Source organism: Proteiniborus ethanoligenes (assembly GCF_900107485.1).
GTDB classification, from domain to species: Bacteria; Bacillota; Clostridia; order Tissierellales; family Proteiniboraceae; genus Proteiniborus; species Proteiniborus ethanoligenes.
The window spans coordinates 56253-71176 of record NZ_FNQE01000020.1 but is presented as its reverse complement, the minus strand read 5'-3'; the positions used below and the strand labels follow the sequence as shown (position 1 = coordinate 71176).

Below are 14924 nucleotides of genomic sequence, written 5' to 3'. Positions count from 1 at the left end.
TTCTTCTTTGAATGTAGTATTCCTTTTTTCTAGTGCTTGACTCCCTAATGGTCTCATCAAGCATTTCTAGAGCTTCCTTCACTATTTTAACTCCTATTTCATCTAGGGATTTTCCTGTATTTATGATGAAATGAGAAATGTCTTTACTATCTAATATTAGGTCCTCTAAATTATTTTTCATATCCAGGGTGATTTTTTCTACTATTTCGTGTATAATTGTATTCATAAGAATAGCCTCCTCTGTGTTTTGGTGTGTTGCTTTGACACTTCCATCATAACATATGGGGCTATTCTTTTTATATTTTTTCCTACAATTATTTTACACTAAGTATATTTTGAGTTTTCCAATTATTGTTATTTATCTCTAATAATTTTGTTGTACAAGCAAAACTCCTTTCTGGTACTGCTTAATCTCTTGCCAAAAAGGAGTTTTAAACAATATATTAATGTTTTATACTTTCTAATACAGCCTTACTAAACATCTAACCAAAGTTGTATTATCCTGTTTAAGCAATGTTCCCTTCAGGATTATAAGGTGGATCCACAGGTGGTTGCTTTTCTTCTTTAGCAAATGGTATATTCCCAAAAAGCTCCCCAAAAAGATAATCATAAAGCTTGCCCAAGGATTCAGGAATAAGGTTAATGGATATCCTATAGGCTTCCTGCTGACCATTTTGTTCATTAACCACAGTGCTCCAGTCAATCTTTGGCCATGCTGAAAGATCTACAGTGCTTTGTATGCTGCCGCCGCTGGTTAACTCATGCAAATCTTTTACAGCTGCCATATCTATTTCCGTAACCTTGACCATGCCCATGCCGAAGAATTCTTCCAGGTATTTCTGGAATATATCAGACTTATTAAAATCAATCATTTTGAAAATATCTTTTCCTTTACTGTCCTTGCTCCATTTTCCCAAGGTTGTATCAGGTACAATATTCTGCAGCCATTTGCCCAGCGGCTTGCTCAGATTGTCCTGGACTACTTTGTTTTTTAGGGCTTTGTCAAAGAAGTTGCCGGCAATCTTTTTCATACCCATAGCTGTCAAATCTGATGTAGTAGCTGTTATTGCTGAATAAAGATCTGCTTTGCCGTCCTTATCAATATTATCATAGATATTTTTCGCGATTTTCCAGACTAAAAATCCTCCTACTACTACACACGCTTGCTTGAAACTAACTTTTTTTCCTATTTTGTCATCGAAAGCATTGGTAATTAGATTATCAAAAGCTGCGTTAATGTTTTTGCCAACTTCCAATGTATCATAATCAATTTGTTCTCCATAAGCCAGTTGCCCAATAATTTCACCTAGCAAGGTAGCAAAAATATCCTTGGCTGGTGAGAGAATGGCATCCATTTTATTTCCGTGATAGGTGCTGATTAGATAAGAAAAGGCCTGGTCCCCAAACCATTTGAGCCACTCTGCATAGTAAATCATATTATCTAGTTCTGCAGCAATCTTCTCATATTCCGAAGCGTCTTTAGTGTAATAGACAATGGCATCTTGACAGATTCGCTTATTCACAAGACGCAGTTCTGCAGTGGACATTTTTTTACCGTTTTCCCTTAGCATTCGGGCAATTTCCGGGTTGATACCGCCTACTCTGCTGACGATGCGCTTCATCTTGGAAAATTCTTCATCCCAGCCATCCATAGGTCCAGGTCCGCCACCTAAGAGACGTACCGGCAAATCTAGGATATACTCTTGGTCTCCATAACTGCATGAAATAGGCAAGGTCAGATAGTAAGGTTTGCCTTCCTCTTCTACCAGAGCTTCCTGAGGAGCAAACTTATATTCCTTTAGATTACTCGTTATTTCCTCAATGGTGTACTTAAGCCTCTCGGCCAGATGATTAGTACGATCATCAGTCCCTTTTAGTCTAGCAAAGACGGGACTGAATTCCTCTGGTTCCATGACTCGAGCCCGGTATCTTCCACCTTGATCTGCTTCAGGTACAACGAAATCTATCACAAATCCGGTAGGCAGCACATCCCCCCATTCCTCTGTGTTCTCATTGTCAAAGGTTTCTATAAAGGCATAGCCCTTTTCGTCAAACTTCAATTCACGAATGGAAAGTCCTTCTGGATAAAGCTCTACATTTAGATTGTTTTCTGCCAGTTCACTATGATTTTCTGCTCGGATTCCGATAGAAAATGTCTGCTTAACCGCCTGATGAGTTTCAGTCTTGGAGCTGTTGTTTTTTACTTTAAGAATATATTGATTTTCTTCTAATTCTTCTATTTCACAGTTTAGAGGTACATCTTCTACCACTTCCAGTTTCACCGAAGTCGGTTTATCTAGAAAGTCATTGAGAATAAAAGGTGTTTTGTAGGTCTCTCCATCTCCTAAAAGCATAGGTAGTGTCATTGTAAGATATTTACCCTGCTCAAGGAAAGAAATATAAGGCTTGCCAATTAACCGGAAGGTCACATTATTTTGAAAGGAGTCCCCCTCGCCGTTGAATCTAATACTAACAATACCTTCACTTGGATTTTGACCTCCAGGTACCGACTGAGCAGAAACCAAAGCACCCATGTAATTTCCTGCCATGGAATTACCTTCTACTGTTAAGTTCCCTCCAGAAAAAATCTCCAAAGAAGCAGTCAAGTCCGGTCGGTCGATTTCCTTTCCTTCCAAAGTAATCTCTACCATACGGGCATAGACACTTACCGGCTGTTTGTCATAGCGGATTGCATCGCCAAAGCTCTTGCGCAAACACATTTTATACCGGCTTTTCTTTTTACCCTTATTATCGCCTCCATTTCCTCCGCTATCACTTGCTCCTGCTCCAGCTAAGGCTGCACCTGCACCAATGATGACAATTGTAAAAGCTGCGGGGATACTGACATTGGTTTCACCAGCCTCCTTTTCAGCACTGGTGTTAACCAGGCCTGCACTGCCCTTGGGCTTATAGTTTTTAACCTTGATATCCATGGTTTTTTTTGTTTCAAATCTAATGGAATTTTCAGCTCTTGCCATTAAGTCTTTAAAGTCCTGCTCCGCCAAATCAAACAAGCTTCTTGCAGCGTCAATCATTATGTCTTTATCCGCTCCCCTTGCGCTACTAATATCTGAGCCGTAGTTATAACTCAATTCTAGTGCAATATAGCATTCGCCCAAAACCTTATACCTTTCTTCGGTTGATTCAGGGAAGGTGATATTCTCTATTTCATTTCGTTGCAGAATTTCCGACAAATATACCTCAGGAGATCGGGGAATTTCAGTTACCCAGATATAAATGTTGCCTGTACACTGTATCCCAACTTCTTCATCACCAAGATATTCCCTGTATAATCTTGTAATCACTGCAGGATAACCACCAAAAGTTATTTCTTCAGCAGTTATTTCATCACACTCAGAATTGTTTAGTTGTAATCTTCCTATATTATATTTGAGATACTGCATCGGATTTCCCAAAACTTCATGATATTGCGCCTGCATATTAGGAGCATGTAGACCTGTTCTTCTCCAAAAGGAATATTCATCCACATTATTGACACCCTCATCTGCTTTAGAATAGCCTGTTTCATATGTAGGAAGTCCTGTGACAGTGCTCTCATATAAATCCTGCTGTAGCAAAACAGCATCGCTTAGACTTGCATAACCTTTAGACCAATCTGGAGCCCATATTTGAACCGCCTGCACAGCAGTTGCAACAGAGGAGTCTTCTGACGAAATGTGAAATGTGTTGCCTTTAGACTGAAATAATTCTTCTCCCTTATATTCTACTGCCTCCATGTTATACACTAGGTTTGGGTCTGTATAAGAGTATCCTTTTTCGCTTGCCTGTGCTATCAAAGGAGATATTATCCCGCAACAAACAGCAATAGTCAAAACAGTAGCAAAATATGTTTTTCTTCTTATTTTCATTCTGCCATTACCCCCTTTTTGTTTCTACCTGTAATTACCAGAATACTACCGACTACAAGTAGTAATATTCCAAGCAAATAGCCGTTTCGTCCTCCAGGCAGAAGGCTCACCACCGCAAACAAAGCAAATCCTAGGGTCCATCCTCCCATGATGGTTGTTATGGTGACATCCTTTGCTTTAGGCAATAGACCCATGATGAGACGTCGCAAAAAACCATTTTGCGTCAGTGCCTTCACCGAAAGTGCAAAGCCTGCGATACAGACCATGGTATTCTGTAGGTTAGTAGAAACCATCATATTGCAGACTATAAGAACTGCTCCAGACCCTAGCAACAGCGGCACAGCTTTTCCTTTTCCACTCTTAAGGATACTACCCAGTTGTCCAAGGCCACTTTTCAGGACAGTCAACATACCTTTATGAACAATAATTTGTGCCAGTAGCGCCGCCACAAGACCTTTTCCTATAGTACCGCCAATGAGGTTTCCCTGGGCAGCCGTCAGCCACGAAAGCAATCGGAGTGGAAGTGGAAAGATTCCCAAGGCAGCTAATAAATTTACCAACAGCCAAATGATCGTCAGTGCAATAACCAAAGTTATCCTTTTTTTATCCCCCAGCGTTCGTTTAAAGCCACCCATCAGTCCGCCCAATCCACTTTTTAGCACAGAAAATAGCCCATCCCCATCGAAATCTGTCGGAAAGGGGGCAAGCTCCAGCGGTAACCCAATCTCCCCTGCTAACTCATAGGCTGGAACTGTATCAGAAAAGATCTTTTCAGCGTAATGATTGGCCTTATTATTAGATTCTTCTTTAATTTTTTCAGTAGCTTTTGACATAAGAAAATCTTTATGTGGCATAATATCATTTGGTGATGCTTTAGCTTCAGCAGATATAGAAAAAACTGCAGCACCGCACTTATGGCAAAATTTTGTCCCTGCTTCTAATTCCTTACCACAGCTTGTGCAAAATTTACTCATAGTATCACTCCTTTATTTATTCATTGCTATTTCGCATTACCAACCACTAATTTTTGCTGTAACCCCAGTTTCATGCCATAGCCTTTGTTTTAAATCCATCACCTCCTGCCTATCAGACATACCATGCAACAATTCCACCTTCATGATTTCTGCTTCATTACCGAAGGCTAGATAAATCCTTACTCGATCAATCTCAATAGTCCTCAGCTTTACTCCACCTAAACCATTACAACCCCATTTGTAAATTTTACTACCTATTAGGATTCCAAAGGTTGATACTACAATTTCATCTTCATCTATTTCTCCCTCACTGCCAGATATGGAAATGACAGCTGAAGATACTACAAGGATGCGGTTATCCCAGATAAGGCTTGCATCATAAAGCAAACAGCTATGCCTTACCAGAAGCATGAGCAGAGCTATACTTGTGGCTCCAAATACGAATACCATATCCATCATAAAATTAAAGGCCAATAAGGCAGTCAAAAAAACACTAATTGCAAATAACACTGCATAACAATTACGTCTTTTCTGGATCGCCTTCATATGCATCATGCCTCCCTCATAATACAGTCTCCTTCATAATACAATTTAGTTAAAAACAGGAGATAAGTCATCAACCTAAAGTATGAATTTTTATAAAAAAGCCTCTCATACTAAAGTATGAGAGGCTTTTTTATGTATTTGTTAGGCTTTTCAGTTATGAACTAGATTGATTTTTAAGCAAAGTGCTAATAAGCTCAGCACGACTGCTGACATCATATTTTGAATATATATTTCTTGCATGGGTTTTAACAGTGCTTTCGCTGATGAACAGCGTCTCCGCAATCTCACGGTTGGACTTTCCAAATAAAATATGCTGGAGCACTTCCTGTTCTCTAGTGGTCAATTCTTCAAGAGTTTTTGTCTGCCGAATAATATCTGTCTGTTGCATCTGGCTCATACGGTCATAGGCCATAAGATAGGCATGATTCTTCAGCAGCATAACGAGCTGTCGATTTAAGGGAGGCAGCATCACTAATGTTATGCATACAATGGTGAGAGCAATGACTGCCACCTCTGCTCCGGAAAGTTGAATGGATGTTACCACCATTCCAACAACACCACCAAAAAGAACACCAAACACATTTGCTGATAGTCCAATGCCGAATACTTTAGCAGGATTTTGTGTATAATCAAGCATCTCCCCGATAATACTCCACCAAAACAAATCAAAAATACCACATGCGCTGAGCATCAAGGTATCCACTACAATATAATCATAAGCCTTCCGCTCCAATAACATGAAACTGATGAACGCTCCCATAATCATTGCCATTCCAGCATACAAAATTCTTGAACGCTTGACCCCCGCCGGCAAGTTTCGCATAACAACAAGGGCAAAAATATAAGGCACTGCCCAATACCAGCTTGCCAATCTGGTAAGATGCTCGAAGGCTGGGTTTATGGCCTGATACATAAGACCAGAATTAATAGTTATAACAAAAACAAACAGGCATAGCAGCATTAGTGGCTTTTTTATGTCTCCATAAAGCTTACTATCTGTTTCATCCTGTTGTATTTTCTTTGTGTCAGTTGGCAGAATCCAAATAAATGCCATGCCTGCCACAAGGCAGAGCATAGAGAGAGCAAGTCCAATAATAGTTGAAAGATTCATAGCGATTACATTAATTATAATCATAATAATGTTAGAATAAATCAACACATCCGCACAGGACTTTATACGTTGGTTCTTAGGTGTAAAGGCTTTAAGAAAATATCCCCACGATGCCACTGCACACCCCCCTGCGTATCCGCTGACAATCAATCCCACTACCCATAGGGTAGATGGGATATAAAAGAACGGTACAGTTGCAATCAAGCATATACCCATGCTGATAATCATCATTTTTTTTGCAGTTATTGAAGATTTTACAGCATAGCCACAGGAAAACAATCCTAAAAAATGCGCAACAATGGCAGACAGTATGTAAGCAGAGTCATTAACATCATAATAAGCTAGTATATTATAGAGAACTTGTCCCTCAAAAAGAAAGGATAAAAGATAAGCAAAAAGCAAAGAAAACCCAGCAATAGATAGAGTGCGCTCGTTTATTACTTTGAGTTTGCTCATTCCACCACCTCCCGCTGGAAAATCCATTTGTCACTATTTATTATCTCAGACAAAAGGACCACCTCATTTTCACATTCATTTTTCAAAATCATATTTATTAGCCTTGTATTGTATAATTATACCATAGTCAAATCGAAATAGTAATTGTATTTGTTGACTTATGTTGCATTGTATAGTTTTGTATAGCCTGTTTCAGAACATTATAATGAGTTCCTTATAAAAAAAGGAGATCTCCCAAAGTCTTTTTCTATAAAGCTTTGGGAGATATTATATACCTTCAATATTATTTTGATTGGTCTTTGTTTTTAATAGATGCCTGTACAGTATATCTATCCTCCTACAATTATATTTTATCCAGTCTCCAATCTTCTGTTCATTAATAACCTTTTCCTTGCATTCTATTATCTAATAAAATAGATGCCGCTAGTGTACTTTGGGCTGACTTTGGACTGTAATGCTGACTCAAGAATCTAGAGTTACTATTGGGTCCTGCTTTCCCCATTTTCATAAATTTTCCTTCATGATAAAAAGTATATATACCCACCATCCGAGGTGGAAGATTTTTAGGCTGGTGTGACATTCCTCTATCTATTATCTCATATTTCCCTTTATCAATAGGTTTACCCAAGACACTTGATGCCTCACGAATGACTTTATCAAAGCCGTTTCCAAAATCTACCACCATCCTCTCCTCACGTGATTGTTATCCTGTTCAACGCTTATTACTGCTTTAAATGCCCAAGTATATTTTGAATCCCTAATTTCTATGCTCTTTTCTCTCTTTACTTCATATTTCTCGTTCAGATAAAAACCGAACAAGTCACCAGTTTCAATGTCTGAGAGATTTAAAAGCCATTCAAATTCAGTATTCTCTTCTACTATAACTTTACCAACAAGCTGAAAAATATCTAGCACTAATGTACTAGATATTTTGATTTTTGTATAGTTTAATCGTTATTTAATTTGTAGGTGGCACATAAACTGGAATGTCTTTGAATAAATCTTCCATAGTTTCCATGTATGATTTCCCATCGTTGAAAGTTTCCTGCATTTTCAAGTTTGGATTAACTACTTTTTGCATTATTTCCTTTAAATATTCACCCGAACCATAGTAAAATGTCTTTTCATGTTCAGCTATTAACATAGGAAGTACTATTGTATCTGTTAATGCTTGTTTTTCTAAATAAGGTTTGCCATCTTTAAGTATTACCTTGTATTCTCTATCTAATGAACCATCACTTACCGTATCATTATTGATACTTACTACTTTACCACTGTAAGTATCAAGATATATTCCACCGCTTGCTGTAAAATCAAGTGCCCACTTAGTTGGCTTATAGACTGTTTTGTGTTCTGAAATACTGCTATTTACCTTAAGTCTGACTTCATTACTAGCCCCATAGTATCTATCTTTTATGATAGGATTACCATTTCGGAGATCATATCCATAATAAACTGGTGCTCCGTCTGAGTCACTCCCCATAATATGATAATCAAGGTTATGTTTATACGCTGTTTCTTCTGTATAATATCTACCTAATAAGATTGAACCTGTTTCTGGTTCCCATACATACTCCCAGTTACCAAGATAGGCTAGGTGTTCAATTGGTAGATAGTAAGCTCCGTTTTCCATGAATGGCTTATCTTTTCCAAAATCAAGGTATCCCTTTCCTTCAATATAAAAGTTATATGGATAATCCATCTTTGTTTGACTAAAGGTGTATGGTGGATTCGTTGAAAGTTTATATTCATTCCTAGCAAATGGTCTTGTATTTATTGTTATTTTATCTCCATTCACATAGTCCCATGTAGTCTCAAATCCAGTTAAGTTGCTTAAATGTGGCAGTGTCATATATCCATTACCGTTGATAATACTTATTCCGAATGCTTCTTCACCATCAAGATACAAAGGATGATATTTATTAATATCCATTTGACCTATTTCAGGACTGTTTGTTACCTGTAGTTCTCCACCAACTTCTGTATATGGTGTTTCTGTAAGTATCTCTACAGACTTTTTACTAGTATTCCATACAACATTAAATTGATTTTCAGTTCCGTTGATTGCTTTTGCAACGTCTCTTATTTTATAATATTTAGTGTTTTCAATCTTATAAATCTCAAATTGTACAGGTTTATCATTTACGTATATCGTTACTAACTTTTTAATAGCTTTTTCTTGAGGTGCCCTATAAGCTACATTATCTGTTCCTGGAATTGGTGCCGCAAAAGCCACAGTAACAGTTGATAAAATAAATGTAAATATCAAAACTATTGAGAGTAATTTTCTCATATTTTTTTGCCTCCTAAGGTTTTTTTCAAGCCTTCTTATTTATTGTATTGTCATTTTTTATTGTTTATTTATTTCGCTTGCTTATTATTCTATTATAAGAGGTAATATCTTCCTTTGTCCAGTACTTTAATATTTCCTTCCACTTTTCCCCCTGCATTTCTACTATATCAAATGAAAAATTAAACCCTATCCTCTGCTTTATTGCTTTGGATATGTACCATGATACCGTTTTTTAATAAAAAACAAGGTGCTACTTCTCAAAATACTAAGAGATAGCACCTTTGATTTTTTCTAATCTAAAACGCTAAAGCCATTGATATATAAGGTTTTTCTACTTCTGTCCAGCCTCTGCTGAGCTGCCTTTTGATTGGACTTTTTCGTTCACTGCCGCCTGGGCTGCTGCTAGCATAAAGGACCTATCTATATTTTTACCTATTATGGAACACCTTTACTCCTAGTAATTAGGATTTTCTTTCTTTACGTCCAATAACTCGTTTATATCTTTAATTAACCCGGGTAAAAAGTCAACTATGACATCCCAAACTATATTTAACTGTATACCCTCGTAATCATGGACAATTCTATTTCTCATACCTCTTATCTTATACCAAGGAATATGGCTGTTTCTATTTAAAAATTCAGGCTCAATCCGAGTCACCAGTTCACCAATTTGACTAAGATTAAAAACACAAGCCGAAATTGTTTTGGGGTCACTAGAAAATTCTTCCAAAACCATACCTTCCTTGAATTGAATTGCTTGTTCTGCGTATATTTTTATTTTATTAAGAATAATCCTTTCACGCTCTTTCATAAATAATTATCCCCGTTTCTTTTATTTCATTTTGTACACGACTTCCTTCAATAATTTGTGATGCCTCAATTAAGTCCACCGGAATATCTAGGACCTCTACAATATTATCTAACACCCCATAAAAATCAATACCCCGAATCTTACCCTTACTATCGATTAGTATATCAATATCACTCAGGTGTGTTGGATTTCCCCTTGCATAAGAGCCAAAAAGTATTGCTTTTTCTATAGGATGCTTACTAAACACTGGTAGTAACTTCCTTCTTATCTCATTTTTAGTATAGATTTTCCCCATAAGATATCTCCTTTCAATACTTTATTCGCCAAACAAAACTTAGGATTATTGTAATTATTATACTATGGAACCAACCAATGAACAGGATAGGTTTAGCAACCTATACCTTCTTTCCAAAGGTTCATTTATTACGCCACAATTAATTATCACTTTGTTTCAAGTTCATTAAAATTACCTTTTTTCTTATGATATATTACTTGGGTATTAGTTTTTATAAATTTATACAGCCTTATGACGTTTAATATAAATGTTGCGAAGTAATTTCATCACTCATATATTGCAAACGAAACGAATATTTTTTATTCTTTTAAACACTTTAAAAAATATAATGTTAAATCATCATCATTTACACATTTTGTATACGGTACTAATTGCTTTCCGTTATACCAAACTCCTGTCCCATCTGGAATATATCCTCGTTTTACATACATTCTCTGAGCAGAACCATATCCATTATGAAGACCCACTGAAAGAGAAACATAATCACTTTTCTCCTTTGCGAGATTCTCTGAAACATCCATAATCCTGCTGCCGATACCTCTCTTTTGGTATTTGATAAGAACATTAAAGTCAACAATTTCAGGTATGTTCTTATCTGCAAAAGGTCCAACTTTAGCATATGGAAGTAATGTAACATAGCCAGCAACATCACTACCTATTTCTGCAATAACAACTAATTTTTCTTTGTTTTCTTGCTGATTGTAATATTCACTAAATAATTCGTTTGATTTATGCCAGCCTTGTTCTACGAAACCATCAACAAGTTTTTTTATGTCACTTTTCATCATTGAGCGTAAAGCCAAATTATCATTATTATAATAAATCATCTTAATCCCCCTTGAAACTTAGAATTAAATCACTGAGCGTTACTACGCAATATACTACTTAGCTTCATTATACCATAATCATCCATAAATTAATCTACAAATAGAAAGGGTACAGTTAATTTTTATAGTAACTGTACCCTAAGTCTTAATATTCTGATGTTTATATTGCTGCTAGACTAGCTATATTTTTAACTATATATCTGATTTTCTGTATATACGTCTATCATTTTTTGTAGGACGTCTAATATTAACGTGGATTTTTTAATGCGGCCTGAGCTGCTGCTATCAAAATAGACCAATCGTCATTTTTGCACATTATGGAACACTTTTTAACATAAATTCTATAATTATTCTGGCTAACTACGCACTATATATTGTATCTCTTGCAAATCAAACTTTCTGCCTATATAAATTTATATTATCACACATTATTTTTCTATTAGAACTTCTTATTTCTTGACTTGTAAAATCATGATATAAAAAGGAATAGTTACTTGTAGCTTTTATTCTTAGCTGCTTTCTTTATGTCATTGCTATTGATTATGGGTCTTATTCTTTCTCTTATTCTCTCGTGTATAAACTCTTCTTCAAATCCAAGCTCAATAAGTAAATAGAACTCTAGTATATTTCGTAGAATATGATAGGCATTTACCAGATCCACATCTTTAAGTGCTTTGTTTTCCAATCTTTGATTATAGTGAGTATAATAATTCCTCGTGCTAGCAATTATTTGGGGAAAGTCCATTAATTTAAAATCCCCTGTATAAAATGCAAATCTAAAGTTTGCTAATAATAGGTCAGCTAAACGACTTTTTAATATAACCTGCTTATAACTACCGTCTAATAAAAAAACCTTATCGTTTTCTTTAAAAGCTTTTGGCCTTATTTCAAGTAAATCATTTACTCTTTTTTTAAAGTCACTAAGAGAATAAGCAATTCTACGGGAATGATATGTTTCTAATGCTTGTACCATATTCAAAAAATGTCGATTAACTGATAAATTTTGATTATATAAACTATCAATATATAGTTCTATTATAGGTTCCATAATACTAGCTATTTCTTGCCATTTTGAAAAATTGGCTTGTTTGAGTTCGCTTAAATCAAATAAATAATCATGTTTTAATATTCTGTTAGAAAGACCTTCTTTATCAATATCTTGTTTAAATGTATGAATAACTTTTAATGGTCGATTATATTTATTTCCATCCCCAAATTCATTATATATTTCAGGCGATTCTACAATAATAGAATCAAAACTTAGTGGACTACCTATAGCTATTTCAATTAACCTTTTCATTTGGTTGGCTATTTTCATAAACCAATCTAATGATTGTACTAATTCAGCTTCAATTACAAGATATGGTATTTGCTTTAAATGGATATTCTCTTCCATAAGTTGATAGGGAATACTAAATGTCAAGCAGTAGAGTAGCCTGTATTCTTTACTTGCATGTAGTTCAATAGGTTCAGTAGCTTTTAAACCTATAAGTGTATCTTCGTCTTCTAAATCGGGTATTACATAATTTGAGATATTTCCCCATTGAATTATTCCTGGTATACTAATTTCCATTTTCTTGAATTTAATATCTTTCTCATCATTAAAAGTAATGCCATCAAGCATAAATCTTGCTTGATATCCAAATATATCTTCAGAACCTAATCTACTCTTGGTACTTATTCTTAGACAATCGACAAGAGTAATTTTAGCTCCATTTGTAGTAGTCCCAGTGATAAATGCAATCTCAAGTGGAAGTTCTAAAAAACTTAGCATAGGACCTATGTTAGGTATACGAATATAAAGTATTATTCCACCCTTATCTTTATTCAAATACAAATCCCCAATATATTCTTTCTCTGAATTTTCTATCTTCCAAAATCCTGTTGCAGATAGATTTAACTCCATTTTATCACTACTCCTATATTTTTTATTATTATTCCGATTATGCAGATATACAAATAAAATTATCTGTTCCGTAAGATACAAGATAATTTGCTAATCACTTTACTAAAAAAGCCAGTTTCTTTTGATACTTGTTCCATAGATGCAACCCCATACTTATGATCATTATCACTTAGTATATCCTTTTTTATAACCTCTTTTATTACCCTTGGTTGAATTTGCTGATCTCGTTCAGTAGCTTCCTGATACGAAGTTATATCCTTTAAGCTAGATGATTTAATTAAATCCACATTAACAATATTATGTTCCTTATTTTCTAAAGTGCTATCTTTCTTTATAAATTCTCGTCTGTTCATTTTTTTATTATTGAATCTTTCAATCAATTCTTCATCATTGATTTTAACTATATTTAAATCACTCAATATATTCAAGTAATATTGATCTGTTGGTTCATAGTAACTTATTCTGCCAAATGCAATAATCATATCATCTTTATTTATACCTGCTTGATTACGTTTGGATGGGTAATTAAATGAAGTAGTGATAGTGTTACCTTCAGTTTCATAAGAATTGATGTATATCTTTCCGTTACTAACTCTGACGCTATCAACAACATAAATAACAAACCGTTCTTTGTAATGCAAATTTTTATTAAGCTCATCAACTGGGATTACAACTTCATTTATTCCCAACTCTTCATTGCCCATTTTATATTTAAATTTGATCTTTCCGAGGTCATCAATTGAATTTTTTTCAATAAGCATTTTCATTTGATATACTGTTCTAACTATATCTCTTAACACCTTTTTGTAGGTTTTGTATCTATTATATTTTTCCATATCATTATTTGTGGCATTATCTTCAGGTTCTTGAGTAATACTTATATTACTAAGACCCTTTCTCATTTTAGCTAGGCTATTTATATCAATTACTATTTCGATTTCGCCCTCATCACCCTTTACTGTTTCAATGAGCAGTCTACCTTCCCATTCAGCATTGAAATATTCAACTGCTCTACGGCCACAATTATGTCCACCTCTCTTTGGCAATGCTCTAAAAAACTTGTTTTCTACTCCAGTTACCTCTAAAGATGGGTTGCAAAATGGGCAAAATATTTCTCCGTTTTTATGTATAGTTTTATTATATTCCGTAATTTTTATATATCCATCTTTATATCTCGCAATTGTTAGAGTATTCAATTGTGTCTCCCCCCAATAAATTTGATTTCTTTCATCCATTCTAACTATAATAAATTATACTAACCGTAAATGATTTCTTACTTTGTTATATAAGAAAAGCAATTTACATAAATTATATCATGATAATCCACTTTCTGGAACGAGAACTTTAAGAAACCCGAATATCCGTTCTATAGTAGCAATTTATTTTTACCCAAGTTATATTATAAAATGCGCATCACCAAGTAAAAAGAGTATTATCCCTTATACCTATCCAGAGATAATACCCTTAGTTTATTTTTTTATTATACTTTAATATATAATGCTTTTTTCTATGACTAACCGATGTTAATCCCGATTTTGTAGTATATTTTTGTATTACACCTGAATTGGATCACACTCTGTTATCTTATACCACCGCTAGTCTAGCAATAGTTTTAGTTATACGTCTAGGTTTATGTGTATACCTCTCCAATTAAATCAGAGGACATTGTCAATTACTGAGGATGACGTAATACTGCCTGGGCGACTGCAATCAAAATAGACCAATCGTCATTTTTGCACATTATGGAACACTTCTTGTACTATAAATTATATAGCCATTCTAAGTTGCTACATAAAATATAAAAAATGTACAGCTAGTAAACTTACATAATAACTC

The 14924-nt window shown here is 35.0% G+C and carries 12 protein-coding genes and 1 pseudogene; all 13 read right to left on the bottom strand.

All coding sequences use genetic code 11. The features are described 5' to 3' along the window. Positions 1 to 226 (bottom strand): annotated as a pseudogene (locus BLV37_RS09415) (hypothetical protein); the annotation flags it as partial. 280 nt (positions 227 to 506) lie between these two features. Next, complete coding sequence (locus BLV37_RS09410; RefSeq protein WP_091730477.1) at positions 507 to 3869, bottom strand: hypothetical protein; 3363 nt, start codon at positions 3867 to 3869, stop codon at positions 507 to 509. Continuing rightward, positions 3866 to 4843 (bottom strand): zinc ribbon domain-containing protein, encoded by a 978-nt coding sequence (locus BLV37_RS09405; RefSeq protein ID WP_091730474.1) that lies wholly within the window; start codon positions 4841 to 4843, stop codon positions 3866 to 3868. The genes BLV37_RS09410 and BLV37_RS09405 overlap by 4 nt, the downstream gene beginning before the upstream one ends. 36 nt (positions 4844 to 4879) lie before the next feature. Next, entirely contained in the window at positions 4880 to 5389 is a 510-nt protein-coding gene (locus BLV37_RS09400) for a hypothetical protein (RefSeq protein ID WP_091730485.1), read from the bottom strand. 154 nt (positions 5390 to 5543) lie between these two features. Then, on the bottom strand, positions 5544 to 6956 hold the full coding sequence (locus BLV37_RS15455) for a response regulator transcription factor (protein ID WP_091730471.1): 1413 nt from the start codon (positions 6954 to 6956) through the stop codon (positions 5544 to 5546). Positions 6957 to 7332: 376 nt separating this feature from the next. Then, positions 7333 to 7638: a hypothetical protein gene (locus BLV37_RS09390; RefSeq protein ID WP_091730469.1), complete on the bottom strand. Its 306-nt coding sequence runs from the start codon at positions 7636 to 7638 to the stop codon at positions 7333 to 7335. Then, positions 7632 to 7871 (bottom strand): hypothetical protein, encoded by a 240-nt coding sequence (locus tag BLV37_RS09385; RefSeq protein ID WP_091730465.1) that lies wholly within the window; start codon positions 7869 to 7871, stop codon positions 7632 to 7634. The genes BLV37_RS09390 and BLV37_RS09385 overlap by 7 nt, the downstream gene beginning before the upstream one ends. Positions 7872 to 7914: 43 nt before the next feature. Next, positions 7915 to 9249: a hypothetical protein gene (locus BLV37_RS09380; protein WP_091730462.1), complete on the bottom strand. Its 1335-nt coding sequence runs from the start codon at positions 9247 to 9249 to the stop codon at positions 7915 to 7917. Between the two features lie 454 nt (positions 9250 to 9703). Continuing rightward, complete coding sequence (locus tag BLV37_RS09375; RefSeq protein WP_091730460.1) at positions 9704 to 10060, bottom strand: HepT-like ribonuclease domain-containing protein; 357 nt, start codon at positions 10058 to 10060, stop codon at positions 9704 to 9706. Then, positions 10047 to 10355 (bottom strand): nucleotidyltransferase family protein, encoded by a 309-nt coding sequence (locus tag BLV37_RS09370; RefSeq protein ID WP_091730458.1) that lies wholly within the window; start codon positions 10353 to 10355, stop codon positions 10047 to 10049. Before BLV37_RS09370 ends, BLV37_RS09375 begins: the two co-directional genes overlap by 14 nt. A 299-nt stretch (positions 10356 to 10654) precedes the next feature. After that, the gene (locus tag BLV37_RS09365) at positions 10655 to 11158 is read right to left on the bottom strand and encodes a GNAT family N-acetyltransferase (protein WP_244270515.1); all 504 of its coding nucleotides are present in this window, start codon (positions 11156 to 11158) and stop codon (positions 10655 to 10657) included. 514 nt (positions 11159 to 11672) lie between these two features. Continuing rightward, positions 11673 to 13088: an ApeA N-terminal domain 1-containing protein gene (locus BLV37_RS09360; protein WP_091730437.1), complete on the bottom strand. Its 1416-nt coding sequence runs from the start codon at positions 13086 to 13088 to the stop codon at positions 11673 to 11675. A gap of 59 nt (positions 13089 to 13147) precedes the next feature. Then, the gene (locus BLV37_RS09355; protein ID WP_091730434.1) at positions 13148 to 14284 is read right to left on the bottom strand and encodes a hypothetical protein; all 1137 of its coding nucleotides are present in this window, start codon (positions 14282 to 14284) and stop codon (positions 13148 to 13150) included. Positions 14285 to 14924: the final 640 nt, after the last annotated feature.